Origin of the sequence: Pantoea sp. Ap-870 (assembly GCF_011752515.1) — a bacterium.
Classification (GTDB): domain Bacteria; phylum Pseudomonadota; class Gammaproteobacteria; order Enterobacterales; family Enterobacteriaceae; genus Pantoea; species Pantoea dispersa.
Genome location: NZ_VWXG01000007.1, coordinates 84,856 through 105,691 on the forward strand (window position 1 = coordinate 84,856; position 20,836 = coordinate 105,691).

The window sequence follows — 20,836 nt, forward strand, 5'->3', positions numbered from 1 at the left end:
TAAACTCCCCTTTCCTCTGCGCAAATGATCTCCAACACTGCATCGGTACCTGCTTACTGAGTTCATGTGGAGAAGAAAGATGAAAAAAACCGTTGTTCTGCTGAGCGCTCTGGTACTCACCAGCCTCACACAGGTTCAGGCCGCTACGCCAGCGGGCGAAGCCGCCGGCGCACAAGCGTCGACCACGGCCAAAGGTAATTCCGATGCTATCGGCATCGGTGCGGTGGGAGCCCTGCTCGGCGTCGCGCTGGCCACCATGGGCGGCGGCGATCACGGCGGTAGCAGCACCTCAACGACCACGGCGACCACGCCGGGCAAATAACGCTTATCTGGCGCGGCAAGGCTGCGGCGCTTCCCCCTCTTATACTGCCAGCCCTTTCGCCAGCGGAGAATAAGTTGCGCCCCGGCTTGTTTCACCAGGCCATTACTCTCCGCCTCTTTTTTCCTCACTTTCCGTGACGTACTCAATGCGGTTCACAAACCACACCTTCTGTCCTTCCGGCGTGTTCACCGTCACCTCGTCATCCACCTCTTTTTTGATCAGCGCGCGCGCCATCGGCGAGTCGATGGAGATGTACTCTTTCACCGTATCGCCATAGATCTCGTCCGGTCCGACGATGCGAAAACGCTTCACGTCGCCCTGCTCATTCTCCACTTCCACCCAGGCACCGAAGAACACTTTGCCCTCCTGCTGCGGCGCATAATCAACAATTTTCAGCTCGGCGAGGCATTTACGCAGATAGCGCACGCGCCGATCGATCTGGCGCAGCAGGCGCTTGTTATAGGTGTAATCGGCGTTTTCAGAGCGATCGCCCAGACTGGCGGCCCAGGAGACAATGCGGGTGATTTCCGGCCGCTTCTCATTCCACAGATGGTCGTGCTCAGCACGCAGCTTGTTATAGCCTTCGCGGGTAATCAGTTGGGTTTTCATCGCTTCACTCGTGGTTACAGCCCTGTTCACTGCACAGAGGCTATCACAAAGCCTTACCTGCCCGGACAGGCACCCAGTGTCTTTTTCATCAGGCGCACATAATCGGCGACCAGGCCGGGCGTCCAGGTCATGATTTCTGCCCGTTCGCGCAGCACGCAGGCGCCCCAGAATGCCGGCTGCAGCAGCAGCGCAAACACCTGCTGCAGCCGCTGGCCGTAATAGCCTTCAAACGCCACGTCCAGCGCATCCACCACGGTGGTCGAACAGTTTTTTGCCGTCAGATTATACAGGCTGTCACCACGGTTGGCCTGCCAGTAGCTGGCGAGCGCCTGCCCGTTGTAGTGCTGAAAACTGAAGGTTAAATCCGGGCTGCGCCAGTCGGCAATCTCTGCCGCCAGCGAGGGGAGAAAACGGCCGGGGCGATCGTTAATCTGTCCGGCCAGCAGCAGACGCGGCAGCTCGTGCGGTTGCGGATCGATCTCCTGCTGCGGATAAAGGCTGATGTAGCCGCGCTCGCCAAAGCTCAGTGCCGCGTGGCCGGTACAAAAGTGCCCTTCACCATTAATCACGCCGATGTAACGGTCAATCACATAGCGCTTCGGCTGTTGACTGACTTCAGACTGCGCCTGCCAGACGTGGACACAGAGAGGAAATGCCGCGGCGACCGGCGGAAAGCGGGCCTGCTGCCACGGCCGGAGCCGCGCGATATGACGATGGCCGCGACAAAACCACGGCAGCAGCGTAACGGACTGACCCGCCGGCAGGCGCTGCCACTGGCGCCAGACGCGCCACACCGTCAGGCTGAACGACAGCAGCAACAGCACCAGCCAGCTGCCCAGCAACAGGCAGGTATGCAGGTTGTCATTGAAAAACAGCACCACGCTGAGCACCATCTCGCCGCAGCCCAGCATAAAATGTCGCACCCAGCGCTGGCGCCGAATCAGCGCCGCGCTCAGGCAGCGAAACAGGCCGTTAAACAACAGGCAGATTTCCATCACCGTCAGCAGCAGTTTCTTCAGTTGCCTTTCGTCACCGTGCCACAGCGCGCCAGCCAGCAGCGTGCCGACAAAAATCAGGGAAAACAGCAGATTGAGCCAGCGCTGCAGCGACACCTCGCCGCTCAGCAGGTTAAACAGCAGCGACAGCGACAGTAAGAGCGCCAGCACCTGTAGCGACAGATTGATATGCCCATCGACCAGCACGTCCGCCACGATCATGCCGGCCAGCAGCACGCCGCACAGCGCCAGGCCATAAATCAGCAGACGATAACGCACCAGCAGCTCGCGTCCGGCCAGCAGCAGCAGTAATTTGATCATTGCTTCACCCTCCTTCCGTGGTTTGCCGCGGATTATAGGGCAGAGACGGGGCGAGCCTGGCAGCAACCGGCACGCCATTGCGCTGGGGTTTAACACATAGGTGGCTAAGTTTCTCTGAGTTGCGCGCTGCATTCAGAAAAAGACGGATTCACCGGTCAGCGGCTGGCAATTTGCGGCCTCAGTCCGTATAACTGTCCCCTATTTCTAACCCTGTGTAAGCAAGACCGTTACTGATGATGAAAGATTCGCTGAGCCAGATTATCGCAGGTGAGCTGAAGGCACGCGCCGACCAGGTTGACGCCGCCATTCGCTTGCTGGACGAAGGGAACACCGTGCCGTTTATCGCACGTTACCGTAAGGAAGTGACCGGCGGGCTGGATGATACCCAGCTGCGTACGCTGGAGAGCCGTCTCGGCTATCTGCGTGAGCTGGAGGAACGCCGCCAGTCGATTCTGAAATCCATTGATGACCAGGGCAAACTGACACCGGAATTAGCCACTGCCATCAACGGCACGCTGAACAAAACCGAGCTGGAAGATCTCTATCTGCCTTATAAGCAGAAGCGCCGCACGCGCGGGCAGATCGCTATCGAAGCCGGGCTGGAACCGCTGGCTGAGACGCTGTGGAACGATGCGTCTCAGGACCCCGAGCAGCTGGCAGCGCGTTATGTCGACGCGGATAAAGGCGTCGCCGATGTGCGTGCCGCGCTGGATGGCGCACGCTATATCCTGATGGAGCGCTTCGCCGAAGACGCCACGCTGCTGGCGAAAGTACGTGAATACCTGTGGAAGAACGCCCATCTGGTTGCGCGGGTGGTGGAAGGCAAAGAGGAAGAAGGCGCTAAATTCCGCGACTACTTCGATCACCACGAAGCGCTGAGCAGCGTGCCGTCGCACCGCGCGCTGGCCATGTTCCGTGGCCGTAACGAAGGCATTTTACAGCTGTCGCTCAACGCCGATCCGCAGTTCGACGAGGCACCGCGCGAAAGCTACGGCGAAACGCTGATCGCCGACCACCTTGGCCTGCGCCTGAACAACGCACCGGCCGACAGCTGGCGCAAAGCCGTGGTCAGCTGGACCTGGCGCATCAAGGTCCTGCTGCACCTCGAAACCGAACTGATGGGCACCATCCGCGAACGGGCGGAAGACGAAGCGATCAACGTGTTTGCCCGTAATCTGCACGATCTGCTGATGGCGGCTCCCGCCGGCATGCGCGCCACCATGGGTCTCGATCCTGGCCTGCGCACCGGGGTCAAAGTGGCGGTGGTCGATGCCACCGGCAAGCTGGTCGCGACCGATACCATCTATCCGCATACCGGCCAGGCGGCCAAAGCCGCAACCTCGGTGGCGGCACTGTGCGCGAAACATCAGGTTGAACTGGTGGCGATCGGCAACGGCACCGCTTCACGTGAAACCGAGCGTTTCTTCCTCGACGTACAGAAGCAGTTCCCGCAAATCAAAGCGCAAAAAGTGATTGTCAGTGAGGCCGGAGCATCGGTCTATTCCGCTTCCGAACTGGCGGCGCAGGAGTTCCCCGATCTCGACGTTTCGCTGCGCGGTGCGGTGTCTATCGCCCGTCGTCTGCAGGATCCGCTGGCAGAGCTGGTCAAAATTGACCCGAAATCGATTGGCGTCGGCCAGTATCAGCACGATGTCAGCCAGAGCCAGCTGGCGAAAAAACTCGATGCGGTGGTGGAAGACTGCGTGAACGCCGTGGGCGTCGATCTGAATACCGCTTCGGTGGCGCTGCTGACACGCGTCGCCGGCCTGACGCGCATGATGGCGCAGAACATTGTCAGCTGGCGTGACGAAAACGGCCGTTTCCAGAATCGTCAGCAGCTGCTGAAGGTGAGCCGCCTTGGGCCGAAAGCCTTTGAACAGTGCGCCGGCTTCCTGCGCATCAACCACGGCGATAATCCGCTGGATGCCTCAACGGTGCATCCGGAAGCCTATCCGCTGGTAGAGCGCATTCTCGCCGCTACGGAACAGGCGCTGAATGAACTGATGGGCAATCCGGGTAGCCTGCGCGACCTGAATGCGCGCGACTTCACCGATGAGCGTTTCGGGCTGCCGACCGTCACCGATATCATCAAAGAGCTGGAGAAACCGGGCCGCGATCCGCGTCCGGAGTTCAAAACCGCGCAGTTTGCCGAAGGCGTGGAGACGCTCAACGACCTGCTGCCGGGCATGGTGCTGGAAGGTGCGGTGACCAACGTGACCAACTTCGGCGCGTTCGTCGATATCGGCGTGCATCAGGACGGCCTGGTGCATATCTCTTCGCTGTCGGACAAATTCGTAGACGATCCGCATCAGGTGGTGAAAGCCGGCGATATCGTCAAAGTGAAGGTGATGGAAGTCGATCTGCAGCGTAAGCGTATCGCGCTGACCATGCGTCTGGATGAGCAGCCGGGTGAAAGCAACACGCGCAGCGGCGGCAACCGTGGCGCAGGCAAAGAGGCCGCGCGGCCGGCGGCCGGTGCCAAAGGCCGCGGCAAACCTGCCAGCGCCAGCGTCGGTAACAGTGCGATGGGCGATGCGCTGGCGGCCGCGTTTGGGAAGAAACGCTAAGCGGCGCGCGAGTACAGGAGGTTGATAAATTGTCCTGGCGGACTACGCTGAAAAAACCGTGTGAAAAAATGACCTTCCGCGTAACCCGGCGATCCGATGGACATTATCAACTTCCTGCTCGATGAGATTTATGAAGGTAGCTTCCCCGTCGTGGCGCGCGAGCGCCTGCTTTCGCACATCCGCGCGGCGCGCGACACGGCAAAACTGCCGCGTAAAGCGCACTGGGATGAAAAAGACGTGGTGCTGATCAGTTACGCCGACCAGTTCCGCGAACCCGAGCAGCCCACGCTCGCCAGCTTTACGCGCTTTTATCAGCAGCATCTGCAGTCCACCTTCAGCCTGGTGCATCTGCTGCCATTTTTCCCCTATTCATCCGACGATGGCTTCTCGGTTATCGATTATCACCAGGTAAATCCTATCTGCGGTGACTGGCGGCACATCACGGCGCTGCACAGCGAAACCCGGCTGATGTTCGATTTCGTCTGTAACCACATGTCGGCGCACAGCGCGTGGTTTCGCCACTTTCTGGCGCAGGATGCCGGCTGGGACGACTTCTTTATCAGCATGCCGCCCGCCACCGATCTCAGTGCCGTGACGCGCCCGCGCACCTCACCGCTGCTGACGCCGTTTACCCTCGCTAACGGCGACACGCGCTTTATCTGGACCACCTTCAGCGCCGACCAAATCGATCTCAACTTCGCCAATCCGCAGGTGCTGATCCGCATGGTGGGCGTGCTGCTGGATTATCTCAACAAAGGCGCGGATTACGTGCGGCTGGACGCGGTGGGCTACATGTGGAAAACGCCGGGCACACGCTGTATCCATCTGACCAAAACCCATCAGCTGGTGAAGCTGTTTCGCGCCATCGCCAACGAAGTCGCGCCAGGTACGGTGATCGTGACCGAAACCAACGTGCCGCATCAGGATAACATCAGCTATTTCGGCAACGGCCACGACGAAGCGCAGATGGTCTACCAGTTTTCACTGCCACCGCTGGTGCTGCACGCCATTCACTCCGGCTCGGCACGCGCGCTGCGCCAGTGGGCCAGCACGCTTGAGCCCGGGAATGGCGGCACCACCTTCTTCAATTTTCTCGCCTCGCACGACGGCATTGGCCTCAATCCGGCACGCGGCATTTTGTCGGAAGTCGAGATTGTGGCGCTGGTGCGTGAACTGGCGCTGGAGGGCGCGCTGGTGTCCTATAAAAACAACCCGGACGGCAGCACCAGCCCGTATGAAATCAACGTAACGTATCTGGATGCGCTCAATCACCAGACCGACGATGACGACACGCGCCTGCGCCGTTTCCTGCTGGCGCACGCGATTCTGCTGGCCTTTCCCGGCGTGCCCGCCATCTATATTCAAAGTATTCTCGGCTCGCGCAATGACAACGAAGGCGTGCGCGCTGCCGGGCACAACCGCGCCATCAACCGTGAGAAGTTCAGCCTGCGCGATATCGAACAGCAAATCAGCGGCGGCAACCCGCTGCGTCAGCAGGTGTTTGAGCGGCTTAGCGCGCTGATTCAGCTGCGCACCCGGCAGCCGGCGTTCCATCCGGACAATCCGATGACGCTGCTGGAGAGCGACAACGCGGTGCTGCTGCTGCGCCGTCACGCCGCGGACAGCGACGAAGGGTTACTGTGCGTGTTCAATCTCAGCAGCCGCGAGATCAGCACCACGCTGCCGCAGGCGCGCCCTTTTCAGGATGTGATCAGCGGGCAGCGCGTGGATGGCAGCCAGCCGCTGGTGCTGGCCGCCTGGCAGTTTATGTGGCTGCGTGGATGAACTGCTGCACCTGCTGGCAGAACGCCTCCGGGTGCGAAATAAACGGCGCGTGCGCGGCCTTCGCGATGACAACCGACTGCGAATGTGGCCAGCGCGCATCCAGCTGCGGCGCAATGCGGCGCGGCACCAGGCCATCCAGCGCGCCATAGATACGCAGGAACGGCAGCGTCAGCCCATCCAGTGCGCTGCGTAAATCATCGTGGCGCAGAATGTTCAATCCCCCTTCCAGTACCGCCACCGACGGCATCGGCTGCGACAGCACCACCTCTTTCAGCTGGCGCGCATCCTGACGCGCATTTTCCGTCCCCATGGTTTGCAGCGCGAGAAAACGCTCCACCGTGCGCTGGAAATCGCTGCTCAATTGCTGCTGGAACGTCGCCAGCGTCTCAGGCTGAATGCCGGGCCATTCATCCCGGGCGGTAAAGCACGGCGACGACGCCACGCTAATCAATGCCGCCACGCGATCGGGCTGGCTCAGCGCCAGCTGGCTGGCCACTAAACCGCCCAGCGACCAGCCGAGCAGCACGGCGCGCGCTGGCAACTGTGGTAATAGCTGCTGCGCCATCTGCGCCAGGCTCAGCGGCCCAAATCCCTGGCTGCGGCCAAATCCCGGCAGGTCCACCAGGTGCAGACGAAAATGCGGGCTGAGTCGCGGAACAATGTGTTGCCACACTTCGGCGTTCAGTCCCCAGCCGTGCAGCAGCACAAGATCGCGATCGCCTGTGCCTGTGGTGTGCCAGTAAAGCGAACTCATCGGTTACACTCCCGAAAAGTGAAAAGGAGGTCGCTATGCTAGCAATCCCGGCCCTGTGTTGGCTATGCCGTCTGCCGCTGCGTATCGCCCGGCACGGCCTGTGCAGCGTATGTCTGCGCCAGCTACCGGCGCTGCCGGCGCTCTGTCCCTGCTGCGGACTGCCGGCCAGCGGCGATCAAGCGTGCGGACGCTGCCTGCGCCGGCCGCCGCCGTGGCAGGCGCTCACTTGCGTGAGTGATTATGTGCCGCCGCTGAGCGAATGGGTGCAGCGGCTCAAATTCTCGCGCGCAACCGCACTCAGGGTGATGCTGGCGCGGCTGCTTTTGTTAAAATTATTAACAAAGCGCCGCCAGCAGCCGTTGCCGCGTATCGATTTGGTGCTGAGCGTGCCGCTGCATCGCCGCCGCGCGTGGCAGCGCGGTTATAATCAGGCCGCGCTGCTGGCTAAACCGCTGGCGCGCTGGCTCGGCTGTGAATACCGCGAAGGGCTGCGCCGGGTGCGTCACGGTGCGGTGCAGCATGCGCTCAGCGCCCGCGCCCGGAAAAGCAATCTGCGTGGCGCGTTTCGCCTTGAAATGGCGGTGCGCGGACGCCACATCCTGCTTATCGATGATGTGGTGACCACCGGCAGCACGGTGGGGGAAATCAGCCGCTTATTACTGGCGCAGGGCGCGGCCAGCGTACACATAGGATGCCTGTGCCGTACCTTGTAGAGCGTCGGCGTTGGGCGTATTATAACCAGGTATTTTAGTCAACTATTGAGCAATCGCCATGATCCGTATTACTGATACTGCGCAAGAGCACTTCGCAAAACTGCTGTCAAAACAGGAAGATGGCACCCAGATTCGCGTATTCGTTATTAACCCGGGTACGCCAACCGCCGAGTGCGGCGTTTCCTACTGCCCGCCGGACGCGGTCGAAGCCACCGATACCGAACTGAAGTTCGACAAGCTGTCTGCGTATGTCGATGAGCTGAGCGCGCCGTACCTCGAAGATGCGGAGATCGACTTCGTGACTGATAACCTCGGTTCACAGCTGACGCTGAAAGCGCCGAACGCCAAGATGCGTAAAGTGTCGGACGATGCACCGATGGTTGAGCGCGTGGAGTATCTGCTGCAGGCGCAGATCAACCCGCAGCTGGCCAGCCACGGCGGGCGCGTCTCGCTGATGGAGATCACCGACGAGGGCTATGCCATTCTGCAGTTCGGCGGCGGCTGTAACGGTTGCTCAATGATTGACGTGACGCTGAAAGACGGCATCGAGAAAGAGCTGCTGGCCGCCTTCCCGGAACTGAAAGGCGTGCGCGATCTCACCGAGCATCAGCGCGGCGAGCACTCCTACTACTGATAGAAGATGCGGCAGCCACCCCGGCTGCCGCGTGTTTTACGGCTTCTTACGCCCTTCATTGACGATCGCCAGCAGCTGCTGCACTTTCCGGTAACTAAACAACTTCTCCAATGGTACGCGCAGTTTGCGCCGCCAGTTGGGGTATTCGGCTACCGTGCCCGGCACGTTGACCGGCGTCTCCATTCCCAGCCAGTCCTCCGGCTGCAGCCCCAGCAGGGCGCTGTCGGTGTACGCCAGAAAGCGGTGCACGCCCTGATTCAGCGCAGGCGTCAGACGCTGGCCGGCGCGGTTTTTGCTGCGCGTATCAATGGCTTGCGCCTCGCTCAGGGCGTTCAGCAACGCGGTTCTCTGCCCATCGCGTTCCGCGATGGCCGCCTTCAGCATGCTGCGTTTAGTAAACAGCCCCAGCTGCTCGCGCAACTGCAGATCGGCGGCATGCCAGAATCCGCTCAGCGTCGGCAAATCATGGGTACTGGCGCTGGCAATCGACTGGCGCGGATAGGCTGCCGGTGGCCGGAACTGCCCGTCCTCCCCGCACTCGAACATCAGCACCTTCCACGAAAAAATGCCGCGGTCGCGCAGCAGGCTGACGATCTCTTGCGGCACGGTGCCGAGATCTTCACCGATCACCATACAGCGCTGACGCTGACTCTCCAGCGCAAGGATCGCCAGCAGGTCGTGCACCGGATAGGCGACATACGCGCCTTTATCGGCACCTTCGCCATAGGGAATCCACCACAAACGCAGTAGCGCCATCACGTGATCGATACGCAGCGCCCCGCAATCGCGCATATTGGCGCGCAGCAGATCGATAAACGGCTGATAGCCCCGCGCGCGCAGTACATGTGGATCGAGCGGCGGCAGCGCCCAGTTCTGCCCGAGCGGGCCAAGCGGATCCGGCGGTGCACCCACCGACGCGCCCAGCTTATACAGCTGCGGATCCTGCCAGGTTTCCGCGCTGTGCTGTGCCACGCCAACCGCCAAATCGCGATATAACCCGACCGCCATCCCCAGCTGCTGGCTACGCTGCCAGCAGGCGGCGAACTGCTGCTGCGCCAGCCACTGCAGCCAGCTCCAGAACAGAATGTCGTCCTCATGCTGCGCGCACCATTGCTGCACCTCCGGCTGCTGCGCCTGCTGCCAGCCTGACGGCCACTTTTCCCAGCCCCACTCATCGGGATGCTGCTGGCTGCGCGCCGCTACGATGGCGTCAAACGCCGCTTGATAACGCAGCGCATCGCCGCCTTCAGCCAGAAACTGCTGAAACGCCGGCTGCCGGGTCAGCTGCGGCTGTGCGTGCTGCCAGGCAAAACGCAGCGCAGTCAGCTTGAGCGTCGTCACCGCGCGATAATCGACAAACGCTGCGCTGCGCGCCTGTTTTAGCGCTTTGCGCGTTGGCGCGCTGTGCCACCAGCGCTGGGCGGCGTCACTTTGGGTGAATTCGTCGATTTGATTGATGTCGATGTACAGCACGTTGAGCCAGCGGCGCGAGCTCGGGCTGTACGGGCTGACGTGATCCGGCTGCGCCGGATAGAGCGCATGCAGCGGGTTGAGACCGATGAAATCTCCGCCGTGAGCGGCGACCTGCTCCAGCATCTGCATCAGATCGCCAAAGTCGCCGATGCCCCAGTTACGCGCCGAGCGCAGCGTATAGAGCTGCACCAGCGCGCCCCAGCGCTTCTCCCCCTGCGCCAGCGCTGGCGGCAGATAACAGCGCGCCGGTGCGATGATAATGCGCGTCTGCCACTGCTGGCGTGAAGTGCTCAGCGTGAGCTGATGGTAGCCCTCGGGCAGTTCTGCCGGCAGCGCCAGGCTTTCTCCCGCGCTCAGCGTGCCGTCATAGTGCTGCCCCTGCTCGCTCACCAGCTGCCAGCGGTAGTCGTCGCTGCCCTGCGGCGTCAGTTCAGGCAGTCCGGGCGGCGTTAACACCAGCACCGGCGGCAGCGGTGGCGCGCTGCCCGTCGGGGCGTCCATCAGCGCCATCAGCGCGCGTTTGGTGTCGTCGCTGATGGTCTGTGACTCACCTTTATTGTTGATAAAACTCAGTGCGATACCGGCATCCCGTGCAGCCTGATCCAGTTTCTTCATGGCCATGTTGTCTCCTTCGTTGCCGTGCGCACATTACGCATGCAGCGTCATTTTCCGGCGGCTCAGCGCGCCGCCTGCCAGATACGCTGTTGATAATCGCGAATCGAACGATCGGCACTGAAGCGGCCGGTATGCGCCGTGTTGAGAATCGCCGCTTTGGTCCACGCTTCCGGATCGCGCCACAGCGCTTCGACGCGCTGCTGCGCCGCGATATAAGCGGCGAAATCGGCCAGCACCAGCCACGGATCGCCCTGTTTGCTCAGGCTCTCCAGCAGCGGCGCAAATACCTGCCGGTCGCCGTCGCTGAATTTGCCCTTTTCCAGCTCCTTCAGCAAACCGTCGAGATAGCGATCGTGCTTGCGCAGTTTCTTCGGACTGTAACCGTCGGCCTTCAGTGCTTTTACCTCATCCACCGTGTTGCCGAAGATAAAGATATTTTTCTCACCGACCGCCTCGGCAATCTCCACGTTAGCCCCGTCCAGCGTGCCAATGGTCAGCGCGCCGTTGAGCGCCAGCTTCATGTTGCCGGTACCGGAGGCTTCGTAACCGGCCGTGGAGATCTGCTCCGAGAGATCGGCTGCCGGAATCATCAGCTCGGCGGCGGTAATCCGGTAATCCGGCACAAACACGACTTTCAGGCGATCACCCACCAGCGGGTCGTTATTGATCACCTCCGCGACTTTATTGATGGCACAGATAATGTTTTTTGCCAGCAAATAGCCGGGCGCCGCCTTAGCGCCAAACAGAAAGACGCGCGGCACGAAGTCGGGATTGTCCGGGTTATCGCGCAGCTGGCGATAACAGTGCAGGATGTGCAGCAGACTGAGATGCTGGCGTTTGTATTCGTGCAGGCGCTTGATCTGCAGATCAAACAGCGCGTCAGGATTGATATCGATGCCGGTCACGCGTTTGATGTACACCGTCAGCCGCAGTTTGTTTTGCTGCTTGATGGTGCGGAACTGCTGGCGAAAGCTTTTCTTCTTCGCCAGCGGCGCCAGCCATTCCAGCGCGTCGAGATCGTTGGCCCACTCCACCTGCAGGCTGTCGTCAATCAGCGCGGACAGCAGGGGGTTGCACTGCTTCAGCCAGCGGCGCGGCGTAATGCCGTTGGTGACGTTATGAAACTTGTGTGGCCACAGCTGGTGATATTCCGGGAACAGATCGTTAACCACCAGCTGCGAGTGCAGCGCTGCCACACCGTTGACGGCGAAACAGCTCACCACGCACAGATTGGCCATGCGCACTTCGCCTTCGCTCACCACCGCCAGCTTGTGCCAGAGGGCACTGTCGTTCGGCCAGCGCTGTTTGACCTGCTGCTTCAGCTGGCGATTGATCTGTTTGATGATTTGCAGATGGCGCGGCAGCAGTTCGCGCAGCAGGCTCGCCGGCCAGCGCTCCAGCGCCTCCGGCATCAGCGTATGGTTGGTATACGCAAAGGTGCGGCTGGTAATGTGCCAGGCGTCGTCCCAGCTCAGGCCATGCTCATCCAGCAGCAGACGCAGCAGCTCCGGAATAGCGATGGTGGGATGGGTATCGTTGAGCTGAATCACTTCGAAATCCGGCAGCGTATGCAGCGCACGGCCCGCCAGCCGGTGACGACGCAGTATGTCGCTCACCGCGCAGGCGCACTGGAAATACTGCTGCATCAGCCGCAGACGTTTACCTGGCGCATGGTTGTCATTGGGATAGAGCACTTTGGTCAGCTTGTCGGCTTCAATGCCCGGCTGCTCCGCCTGCAGGAACTTCCCGGCGTTAAACAGCGTCAGGTCAAACGGCTGCGCGCTGGTGGCCTGCCACAGGCGCAGCGGCAGCGTGATGCCGTTGCGATAGCCGATTACCGGCAGATCCCAGGCCTGGCCGATCAGCTGCTGTGCCGGACGCCACTCGACGCTGCCATCGTCGCGCTTTTTAACCTTACCGCCCAGCCCCACCGGCACATCCAGCGCCGCGTTGTGGCGGAACCACGGATAGCGATCGCGCTGCCAGTCATCCGGCGCTTCGTGCTGCTGTCCGGCCACAAACGACTGACGAAACAGGCCGTACTGATAGTTGAGGCCGTGCCCCATCGCCGGCTGGCCGACCGTCGCCATCGCATCCATGTAGCAGGCCGCGAGCCGTCCCAGTCCGCCGTTGCCCAGCGCCGGATCGACTTCCTCCTCCAGCAGTTCATTCAGCTCAACCTGGTGCTCTGCCAGCGCGGCGGCCACCTCGTTATACCAGCCGAGATTGAGCAGGTTATTACCGGTCAGCCGGCCGGGCAGAAACTCCATTGAGAGATAATTAACGTGGCGCTGAGCACTTTTCGGCGGCACGGGCGGCTGTGCGGCGAGCAGTTCCATCAGCGCCCGGCTGAGCGCCTGCCACCACTGATGCGGCGTCATCTGCCGGGCGGAAGTCAGTCCGAGCTGCTGCCACTGGCGGGTCAGTGCGGCGTCAAAGCGGGTTTTATTGAATTTTAGCGGCGACATAGTGCATCCCTTTGCATCCGAAACGGTAAACACGGGCAAGCGCAAATCTGAAAGAGTAAGTTAAGCCGCGGACGCTGAAAAAAGCGACAGGGAAATGAAGAAGCAGTGAAAAAAGGCGTGCCGCTGCGGCCTGGTCGCCATCAATGGCGACCCTACAATACGGCACAATGCACTAAGGGTGCGGTTTGGTAAGCATGGCCTGCTGCATCACAGGGTGCGCATTGATGCGCACCTGGGAAATCAGCACAGCTCCAGATGCACTTCGTGCTGTTCAATCACCTTCAGTACGCTTAATGGCGGGGTTTGATCGGTATACAGGTAATCAATCAGGCTCATGTTGCCAAGGTTAACCATGGCGTTACGGCCAAACTTCGAGTGATCCACCACCAGCATCACGCAGCGCGAGTTCTCGATAATGGCGCGTTTGGTGCGCACTTCGTGATAGTCGAACTCCAGCAGCGAACCGTCCATATCAATACCGCTGATGCCGAGAATGCCGTAATCGAGCCGGAACTGAGAGATAAAATCGAGCGTGGCTTCCCCCATAATCCCGCCGTCGCGCGTGCGCACTTCACCGCCGGCGATGATCACGCGGAAATCCGGCTTGCCCATCAGCAAAATCGCCACGTTGAGGTTGTTGGTGACAATACGCAGATTGTTGTGGTTGAGCAGCGCATGCGCCACCGCTTCCGGCGTGGTGCCGATATCAATAAACAGCGTGGCACCGTCCGGGATCTGGCTCGCCACGCGCTCGGCGATGCGTGCCTTTTCCGCCGACCACATCATTTTGCGATCCTGCCACGCGGTGTTTTCCGAGCTGGAAGGCAGCGCCGCGCCGCCGTGATGACGCTGAATTTTGTTTTGATCGGCCAGATCGTTCAGATCGCGCCGGATAGTCTGCGGGCTGACCTCAAAGTGATCCACCAGCTCTTCCGTACTGACATACCCCTGACGCCGGACCAGATCGATAATGGCGTCATGACGTTGCGTCTGCTTCACATCTCTCTCCTCGGCTCAAGGCCGTGTTCTTTTTATCCTGCTACTAGCGACGTGCGCGTTTGCGCGTATCAACGAACGCCATTGCCAGCCCCACCAGCAAACCGGTGACGTGCGCAGCGTTCGCGATCGACAGGCCAAAGGCGCCGTACCAGCCAATCACCAGCCATACAATAGCGAAGCCAATCAGGCCGCGCTCGAGATAAATGCCACTTTCGGGATCGCGCTCGCCGCGCAGCCAGCAGTAGCCCATCAGCGCATAGACCACGCCGGACAGCCCGCCAAACAGCACGCCGCTGAACTTCGCCTGCATCCAGCCGCTCAGCAGCGCTGAAATCAGCATGATAACGAACAGCTTGCCGCTGCCGAAGCGCTTCTCTACCGCACCACCGAGATACCACCACCACATCAGGTTGAACAGAATGTGCAGCAGCGAGAAGTGCAGCAGCGCGTGGCTGAACCAGCGCCACACCTCAAAATATTGTGATGAATCTGCCGGCCAGGCCAGCCAGCCGAGCACCACATCGTCGCCGACGATCTGCATCAGGATAAACACCGCCACGCAGGCGATCATGATGGTCAGCGTGAGCGGGCCCGCGCGTTCGCGAATGTTTGCCCAGATATTGCCACGCTCATAACGCAGACCGCTGTCGGTGGTACCGCTGTGCCAGCTCGCCGCCTGATAGCGTGGATGGTTGGGATCGCGCACGAACTGCGCGAGTTCGTTTTCGACCATCTCCAGCTTGCTGTCGTCATCCAGCACAATGACATAGTGGCTTTCGCGCTCAATACGCAGCGTGACGCCGCGCGTCGCCATGTAATCGACAAACGCCTGCGCCATACGCGGCTGGTTAAACTGGGTGATGCGCATCATGCGGTGCTCTCCTTCCTTTAATCGGTCAATCAGAGGCTGCCGATGGCGACCTGCGTCGGAAACGCCGCGCGCCAGGCATCAAAACCGCCGTCGATGCTGTAGACGTCGCTAAAGCCCTGGCTTAACAGGAACTGCGCCGCGCCTTTACTGCTGTTGCCGTGATAGCACATCACCAGCACCGGCTGGTCGTGCCGGGCGCCGGCAATGAACGTCGCCAGGTTGTCATTGGTCAGATGTTGGGCACCGGTGGCGTGGCCCATGGCGAAGCTTTGCGGATCGCGGATGTCTACCAGTTGCGCTCCCTGTGCCAGATGCTCGTTAGCCTGCAGGACGTTAATACACTCGAAGGTTTCCATGGGTCTCTCATTACCTCGTCATCAATTGGCGTTAGTTTACCCTGATAAGCCGCCGCCATAACCTGACAAATACTGTGGATATGTGATTTTTTTCCTGCCGAAATGTTAGCTATATCACGCAAGAATGTTTTTATTGAGTTAAGCGCTGGCGTCAATGTTGGTTTCCGATTATTATTACGCTCGAAAACGAACATTTTAGAACTATTCCGAACATCGGAGGAGATGACGTGGAAACCAAAGACCTGATCGTGATCGGCGGCGGCATCAACGGTGCCGGCATTGCAGTGGATGCTGCAGGACGCGGCCTGTCAGTGCTGATGCTGGAGGCGCGGGATTTGGCCTGTGCAACCTCCTCTGCCAGTTCCAAGCTGATTCACGGTGGCCTGCGCTATCTGGAACATTACGAATTCCGTCTGGTGGGCGAAGCGCTGGCCGAACGTGAAGTGCTGCTGAAAATGGCGCCACACATCGCCTTCCCGATGCGTTTCCGTCTGCCACACCGCCCGCATCTGCGTCCGGCGTGGATGATCCGCATGGGCCTGTTTATGTACGATCGCCTCGGTAAGCGCACTACGCTGCCAGGCAGTAAAGGTCTGCGTTTTGGCGCGGAATCGGCCCTGAAGCCTGAAATTACGCGCGGTTTCGAATATTCCGACTGCTGGGTAGACGATGCGCGCATGGTGGTGCTTAACGCGCAGGAAGTGGTGAAACAGGGCGGCGAAGTGCGCACCCGCACCCGCGTAACCCGCGCCTGGCGTGAAGCCGGCCTGTGGATGGTGGAAGCGGAAGACGTCGATACCGGCAAAACCTACACCTGGCGCGCCAAAGGGCTGGTTAACGCCGCCGGTCCCTGGGTGAAACAGTTCTTTGACGATGGCCTGAAGCTGAAATCGCCGTACGGTATTCGCCTTATCAAAGGCAGCCATATCGTGGTGCCGCGCGTGCACACCGAGAAGCAGGCTTACATTCTGCAGAACGAAGATAACCGTATCGTGTTTGTGATTCCGTGGATGGATGAGTTTTCAATCATCGGTACCACCGACGTCGAATACAAAGGCGATCCGAAAAATGTCAAAATCGATGACAATGAAATCAGCTACCTGCTGAAGGTGTATAACGCGCACTTTAAAAAGCAGCTGACCAGCGACGATATCGTCTGGACCTACTCCGGCGTGCGTCCGCTGTGCGATGATGAATCTGATTCACCGCAGGCGATCACCCGTGATTACACACTGGACGTGCACGACGACAACGGCCAGGCACCGCTGCTGTCCGTGTTCGGCGGCAAGCTGACCACCTATCGCAAGCTGGCGGAGCATGCGCTGGAGAAACTGGCGAAATACTACCCCGATGCCGGTCCGGCGTGGACCAAAAACGCCGTGCTGCCAGGCGGTGATTTCTCCGGTACGCGTGAAGATTACGCTGCCAGCCTGCGCCGTCGCTATCCGTTCATCAGCGAAGGCATGGCGCGTCACTTTGCCCGCACCTACGGCAGCCGTACTGAAGTGCTGCTGGAAGGCGCGAAGAGCCGTGAAGATCTGGGTGAAAACTTTGGCCACGAATTCTATGAAGCCGAACTGCGTTATCTGGTGAAACACGAGTGGGTGCGCGAGCTGGACGACGCCATCTGGCGCCGTACCAAACAGGGTATGTGGCTGAGCGAAGCCGAACAGGCGCGCATCCGCGACTGGCTGGCGGAAAACGGCCAGAAACCGGCGCTGTCGCTGGCTTCGTAATCGCCTTAAGCATTGTCCTCAACCCCGCCACCGCGCGGGGTTTTTGTTTTTTCTCTTTTTGTGTTGGCGAGAGGTTATTCACACAAGGTACTGCACCAGATCAATTCTCACCGCTCCGCTTACTGACTAAATAATCCGCGACCGGATTAACGGACTCGTCAGTAACAGGGAGCATCACGCATGGCTTTAGCCACTTTTCCGCTCAATATCTTCACCACACAGCGCATGTTTAATGACTATGGCGCTGACGATATGCGCTACGGCGATATCTGTGAACGCCGGATGAAAAACGAATTCGGCCTCACCCACATTTCCAATGTGGTCGACCCGTGGAGCATGACGCGGCTGCATCCCTTCCATAATCCCCAGTCGCGCTTTGCTGGTGCTTATGCGAAACCTGGCGAAAAGCTTTCACCGCTGGAGTGCGCCAGGCTGCTGTTTGCTGAGATGCAAACCACGTCATTACCCTTCGCGCTTGTTGGCCCGCAACGTTTCCTGATAAATAAGATGCTGGAGCATTTTATGCGCTCCAGCGGCCTGCCGTTTCGGGATTTGTCGCTGGATATGGCATATCGGGACAAAATTATGAACGACAGAAGCATAAACAGTACACACAAAGCCATAATTGATACGCTCAATGTTAATATTGATTATGGTATCAAAGGCCTGCCATTGAAAAATATAGGTGATATTAATTCTGCCATTAATAACTCGATCCTGCCAAAGTTCCATTCATTAATTATGGATAAAATAAATGGTTTAGGCATTACTGTTCATGATGTTTATGCTACCAAAATTGACATATTAAGTCTTGACGTTAATGGTGCGCGCTGGAGGGCAAAAATGCGCTTCAGCGGACAGGATCATTTCGGTCTGGATACGCATGATATTCACAAGCATAAATTCAGACAATTTCAGTTTTTTAAGATAAGGTTCACCTTACAACGTTATGATAAATTTGGCTTTCGTCCTTTTCTGACGAACATGGATGCTGTGATAGATATTGAAGGCGGCCGTTAATGAACAGGAAGACATGGGCAGGATTAATTCTGCTTGTTGCATTAGCCAGTGGCATATACTGCTACCTGAACTTCAGGGAAGTTAACGTTATTGACGTTCACCAGGATTACTATTCTGCATCAATTATCGTCGATCACCTGCCTTATTCTGACGACGAAAAAATAAGGTGGTGGTTGAGTCACCAGCAGCAAATAACATTAAAATACAATATTAAAGCCTTTAATGAAAATGGCTCCATTACCTATTATTTTTATGCATTAGGTGAGGGATATCAGCCATTAGAAAAAAAGGACCGCATTTGCTTTAAGCAAATGCAACCCCCTGCTAATTGCCTTGATAAAAATTTACTGATGAAAATTCAGCGGACGCAGGATGGTGGCGTGATGTTCTCACTGGATTCAGGAAATTACACAGTGAATAAAGACAACGAAATGAGTCAATTGCAGAGGAGCAATTGATACATAGCGCGATAAATCGCGCCGCTACAGTGTGTGCGGTCGATAATGACGAAAGTCACTGCCGCATTTACCGTAGCGGCGCAATTCATTGCGCTAATTAACACGCTAACTTACAGCCCGGCATTGTCACGAATATATTTACGGGCTTTCACTGCATATTCGAATGGGTTAGCGATGGCCGGATCCTGTTCCGCTTCGACCACCATCCAGCCTTTATAGCCGTAATCATCGAGGATTTTGAATACCGGTTTGAAATCGATAACGCCATCGCCTGGTACGGTGAAGGTGCCTTTCTTCACTCCGTCGAGGAACGACAGCGAGTTTGCGCGCACCTCTGCCACCACGCTGTCACGCACATCCTTCAGATGCACGTGGAAAATACGCGGCAGATGCTGGGTCAGCACATCCAGCATCACCTGCTGTGATCCTTCGGAGTAGTAAATGTGGCCGGTGTCGTACAGCAGACCGACGTTATCGTTGGTCATTGCCATAAAACGGTCGATTTCGGCTGGCGTCTGAATGCCGGTGCCCATGTGATGATGCAGCGTCACGCGCATCCCTTTCTGCGCCGCGATCGCCGCCAGTTCGTTGTAACCTTCTGCCGTCAGGCGCCACTCTTCGTCCGTGAAAACCGGCTTCTGCTCCAGCACCGGCAGCGACGTGCCCTGAATGCTTTTGCTCTGTTCCGAGCAGCCAATCACGCGCGCGCCCATGGCGTGCAGGAAATTCATGTGATTGATGAACTGATCGATGGTTTTCGCTTTGTCACCGTTGGCAAAAAAGGTACTAAACCAGGCGTTACAAATCTGAATACCGCGGATATCCAGCATCGGCTTCAGCACCGCCGGATCGCGCGGATACTTGCTGCCCACTTCGCTGCCGGTGAAACCCGCCAGCGCCATTTCGCTGACCGTTTGCTGGAAAGTATTTTCGCTGCCGAGTTCCGGCATGTCGTCGTTGGTCCAGCCAATCGGCGCAATCGCCAGTTTGACGTTCTCTTGGTTCATTTTCAGCTCCCTGATACAGAGAGGCAGCGGTAATCCGCTGCCGTGGATAGGTTTAGCGCACGCGCCTGATTATTTCTGGTAAAACGCCGGACGCGGCGGCATGGCAACGGGCTCAATCGCGCCGCTGGTTTGCGCCTTCAGGCAGGCATCAGCAGCCACCGAGGCGGCAAAGCCATCCCAGGCGGAAGGCCCGCTCAGCTGGCCTGCTTTCACATCATTGATAAACGCCTGCAGCTCAACGTCGTAGGCGTCGATAAAGCGATCTTTCCAGTCGGTCAGCAGCGCGTTGCCAAGGCGGGCATCTTTGCGCATCTGAATCGCCGACGGCTCCGGCAGTCTGGCGATGCCCTCCTCGCCCACCACTTCACACTGAATGTCATAGCCATACGCGCAGTTCACAAAGATCTCCACATCGATGCGGATGCCCTTCTGCGTTTCAAACAGCACGATTTGCGGATCTTTCAGCTTCGCGTGTGACTTTGAGGTCGTGCGCGGGAACACCACCTGCACGCTTTTGTAATCGTCCTCGGTCAGCCAGCGCAGGACATCCAGCTCGTGTATCAGGGTGTTGGTAATAGCCATGTCGGTGGTGTAATTCTCGCCGACGCTCTGATTACGGTGCGCGCAGTGCAGCATCAGCGGCTCGCCGATGTCACCATCGGTGATCACCTTTTTCAGCGCGCGATAGCCGGCATCATACGGGCGCATAAAGCCCACCTGCACCAGACGCTTGCCGTGCGCAATCTCGGCGTCGACAATGCGACGGCAGCCCTCCGCGCTCAGTGCCAGCGGCTTCTCGCAGAACACCGGTTTCCCGGCGGCAATCGCGGCCAGCGTGAACTCTTCATGCGTCGGGTCCCACGAGGTCACCAGCACGGCATCCACTTCCGGCGAGTTAATCACCTGATGGCCATCCTGATACACTTCGGCCTGGATATTCAGCCGCTGCAGCGCCGCGCGTGCACCTTCCACATTGATGTCTGAAACCGCCACCACTTTTGCGCCCTGCAGCACGTTGTTGCAGCGACGAATATGTTCCTGACCAATTGCGCCGGTACCGATTACACCGAGTTTGAGCGTCATAATTACACCTGTAGAGTCGGATAAGTAGGGTAAAACGGGCCGGGCAGCGC

General features: G+C 58.8%; 18 protein-coding genes. 8 read left to right on the forward strand and 10 right to left on the reverse strand.

The window, feature by feature from the left end; genetic code table 11:
* Window positions 1–79 precede the first annotated feature (79 nt).
* On the forward strand, window positions 80–322 hold the full coding sequence (gene yjbE, locus F3J41_RS17240; RefSeq protein ID WP_021507409.1) for an exopolysaccharide production protein YjbE: 243 nt from the start codon (window positions 80–82) through the stop codon (window positions 320–322).
* Between the two features lie 102 nt (window positions 323–424).
* Here the strand turns inward: yjbE and greB are convergent, their stop codons facing one another.
* On the reverse strand, window positions 425–931 hold the full coding sequence (gene greB / locus F3J41_RS17245; RefSeq protein WP_021507408.1) for a transcription elongation factor GreB: 507 nt from the start codon (window positions 929–931) through the stop codon (window positions 425–427).
* Window positions 932–984: 53 nt separating this feature from the next.
* The gene (locus F3J41_RS17250; RefSeq protein ID WP_166711871.1) at window positions 985–2,247 is read right to left on the reverse strand and encodes a hypothetical protein; all 1,263 of its coding nucleotides are present in this window, start codon (window positions 2,245–2,247) and stop codon (window positions 985–987) included.
* Between the two features lie 236 nt (window positions 2,248–2,483).
* Between F3J41_RS17250 and F3J41_RS17255 the strand changes: the two genes are divergently transcribed.
* Together F3J41_RS17255 and F3J41_RS17260 are read left to right on the forward strand one after the other, a co-directional pair.
* Window positions 2,484–4,814: a Tex family protein gene (locus F3J41_RS17255; protein WP_166711937.1), complete on the forward strand. Its 2,331-nt coding sequence runs from the start codon at window positions 2,484–2,486 to the stop codon at window positions 4,812–4,814.
* Between the two features lie 96 nt (window positions 4,815–4,910).
* Window positions 4,911–6,599 carry an alpha-amylase family glycosyl hydrolase gene (locus tag F3J41_RS17260; protein WP_166711873.1) on the forward strand — a complete coding sequence of 563 codons (1,689 nt, stop codon included), beginning with the start codon at window positions 4,911–4,913 and terminating at the stop codon, window positions 6,597–6,599.
* On the opposite strand, the gene bioH is transcribed toward F3J41_RS17260, so the two are convergent.
* Window positions 6,580–7,353: a pimeloyl-ACP methyl ester esterase BioH gene (gene bioH, locus F3J41_RS17265; RefSeq protein ID WP_021507404.1), complete on the reverse strand. Its 774-nt coding sequence runs from the start codon at window positions 7,351–7,353 to the stop codon at window positions 6,580–6,582. The genes F3J41_RS17260 and bioH overlap by 20 nt on opposite strands.
* A 35-nt stretch (window positions 7,354–7,388) precedes the next feature.
* Here bioH and gntX point away from each other — a divergent pair, with 35 nt between their 5' ends.
* Both gntX and nfuA read left to right on the forward strand, forming a co-directional pair.
* Window positions 7,389–8,066 (forward strand): DNA utilization protein GntX, encoded by a 678-nt coding sequence (gntX, locus tag F3J41_RS17270; protein ID WP_058759316.1) that lies wholly within the window; start codon window positions 7,389–7,391, stop codon window positions 8,064–8,066.
* 58 nt (window positions 8,067–8,124) lie between these two features.
* A complete protein-coding gene (gene nfuA, locus F3J41_RS17275; RefSeq protein WP_021507402.1) occupies window positions 8,125–8,700 on the forward strand; it encodes a Fe-S biogenesis protein NfuA in 576 nt (191 codons plus the stop codon).
* A gap of 36 nt (window positions 8,701–8,736) precedes the next feature.
* On the opposite strand, the gene malQ is transcribed toward nfuA, so the two are convergent.
* The 5 genes from malQ to glpE all read right to left on the reverse strand — a co-directional run bounded on the left by malQ (window position 8,737) and on the right by glpE (window position 15,482).
* Complete coding sequence (gene malQ, locus F3J41_RS17280) at window positions 8,737–10,794, reverse strand: 4-alpha-glucanotransferase (RefSeq protein ID WP_166711875.1); 2,058 nt, start codon at window positions 10,792–10,794, stop codon at window positions 8,737–8,739.
* 56 nt (window positions 10,795–10,850) lie between these two features.
* On the reverse strand, window positions 10,851–13,256 hold the full coding sequence (malP, locus tag F3J41_RS17285; RefSeq protein ID WP_166711877.1) for a maltodextrin phosphorylase: 2,406 nt from the start codon (window positions 13,254–13,256) through the stop codon (window positions 10,851–10,853).
* A 240-nt stretch (window positions 13,257–13,496) separates the two neighbouring features.
* Entirely contained in the window at window positions 13,497–14,255 is a 759-nt protein-coding gene (locus F3J41_RS17290; protein ID WP_058759319.1) for a DeoR/GlpR family transcriptional regulator, read from the reverse strand.
* A gap of 43 nt (window positions 14,256–14,298) precedes the next feature.
* Window positions 14,299–15,123, reverse strand: a complete 825-nt coding sequence (gene glpG, locus F3J41_RS17295) for a rhomboid family intramembrane serine protease GlpG (RefSeq protein ID WP_166711939.1) — start codon at window positions 15,121–15,123, stop codon at window positions 14,299–14,301.
* 32 nt (window positions 15,124–15,155) lie between these two features.
* Window positions 15,156–15,482, reverse strand: coding sequence for a thiosulfate sulfurtransferase GlpE (gene glpE, locus F3J41_RS17300; RefSeq protein WP_058759320.1), 327 nt, complete (start codon window positions 15,480–15,482; stop codon window positions 15,156–15,158).
* Between the two features lie 227 nt (window positions 15,483–15,709).
* Here glpE and glpD point away from each other — a divergent pair, with 227 nt between their 5' ends.
* The 3 genes from glpD (at window position 15,710) to F3J41_RS17315 (ending at window position 18,696) form a co-directional block, all read left to right on the forward strand.
* A complete protein-coding gene (gene glpD, locus F3J41_RS17305; protein ID WP_058759321.1) occupies window positions 15,710–17,218 on the forward strand; it encodes a glycerol-3-phosphate dehydrogenase in 1,509 nt (502 codons plus the stop codon).
* 180 nt (window positions 17,219–17,398) lie between these two features.
* A complete protein-coding gene (locus tag F3J41_RS17310) occupies window positions 17,399–18,238 on the forward strand; it encodes a DUF3289 family protein (RefSeq protein WP_104189581.1) in 840 nt (279 codons plus the stop codon).
* Complete coding sequence (locus tag F3J41_RS17315; protein WP_166711879.1) at window positions 18,238–18,696, forward strand: DUF943 family protein; 459 nt, start codon at window positions 18,238–18,240, stop codon at window positions 18,694–18,696. The genes F3J41_RS17310 and F3J41_RS17315 overlap by 1 nt, the downstream gene beginning before the upstream one ends.
* 110 nt (window positions 18,697–18,806) lie before the next feature.
* Here F3J41_RS17315 and iolE read toward each other — a convergent pair whose 3' ends face one another.
* Window positions 18,807–19,703, reverse strand: coding sequence for a myo-inosose-2 dehydratase (gene iolE, locus F3J41_RS17320; RefSeq protein ID WP_104189577.1), 897 nt, complete (start codon window positions 19,701–19,703; stop codon window positions 18,807–18,809).
* Window positions 19,704–19,772: 69 nt separating this feature from the next.
* Complete coding sequence (locus F3J41_RS17325; RefSeq protein WP_021507394.1) at window positions 19,773–20,786, reverse strand: Gfo/Idh/MocA family protein; 1,014 nt, start codon at window positions 20,784–20,786, stop codon at window positions 19,773–19,775.
* Window positions 20,787–20,836 lie beyond the last annotated feature (50 nt).

What these genes read in the sequence shown, in the direction of transcription:
- greB (WP_021507408.1), bottom strand. Translation starts at nt 931, where the DNA reads ATGAAAACCCAACTGATTACCCGCGAAGGCTATAACAAGCTGCGTGCT.
- iolE (WP_104189577.1), bottom strand. Translation starts at nt 19,703, where the DNA reads ATGAACCAAGAGAACGTCAAACTGGCGATTGCGCCGATTGGCTGGACC.
- F3J41_RS17255 (WP_166711937.1), top strand. Translation starts at nt 2,484, where the DNA reads ATGAAAGATTCGCTGAGCCAGATTATCGCAGGTGAGCTGAAGGCACGC.
- yjbE (WP_021507409.1), top strand. Translation starts at nt 80, where the DNA reads ATGAAAAAAACCGTTGTTCTGCTGAGCGCTCTGGTACTCACCAGCCTC.
- bioH (WP_021507404.1), bottom strand. Translation starts at nt 7,353, where the DNA reads ATGAGTTCGCTTTACTGGCACACCACAGGCACAGGCGATCGCGATCTT.
- gntX (WP_058759316.1), top strand. Translation starts at nt 7,389, where the DNA reads ATGCTAGCAATCCCGGCCCTGTGTTGGCTATGCCGTCTGCCGCTGCGT.
- nfuA (WP_021507402.1), top strand. Translation starts at nt 8,125, where the DNA reads ATGATCCGTATTACTGATACTGCGCAAGAGCACTTCGCAAAACTGCTG.
- F3J41_RS17310 (WP_104189581.1), top strand. Translation starts at nt 17,399, where the DNA reads ATGGCTTTAGCCACTTTTCCGCTCAATATCTTCACCACACAGCGCATG.
- F3J41_RS17260 (WP_166711873.1), top strand. Translation starts at nt 4,911, where the DNA reads ATGGACATTATCAACTTCCTGCTCGATGAGATTTATGAAGGTAGCTTC.
- F3J41_RS17250 (WP_166711871.1), bottom strand. Translation starts at nt 2,247, where the DNA reads ATGATCAAATTACTGCTGCTGCTGGCCGGACGCGAGCTGCTGGTGCGT.
- glpE (WP_058759320.1), bottom strand. Translation starts at nt 15,482, where the DNA reads ATGGAAACCTTCGAGTGTATTAACGTCCTGCAGGCTAACGAGCATCTG.
- malQ (WP_166711875.1), bottom strand. Translation starts at nt 10,794, where the DNA reads ATGGCCATGAAGAAACTGGATCAGGCTGCACGGGATGCCGGTATCGCA.
- F3J41_RS17315 (WP_166711879.1), top strand. Translation starts at nt 18,238, where the DNA reads ATGAACAGGAAGACATGGGCAGGATTAATTCTGCTTGTTGCATTAGCC.
- glpG (WP_166711939.1), bottom strand. Translation starts at nt 15,123, where the DNA reads ATGCGCATCACCCAGTTTAACCAGCCGCGTATGGCGCAGGCGTTTGTC.
- F3J41_RS17325 (WP_021507394.1), bottom strand. Translation starts at nt 20,786, where the DNA reads ATGACGCTCAAACTCGGTGTAATCGGTACCGGCGCAATTGGTCAGGAA.
- malP (WP_166711877.1), bottom strand. Translation starts at nt 13,256, where the DNA reads ATGTCGCCGCTAAAATTCAATAAAACCCGCTTTGACGCCGCACTGACC.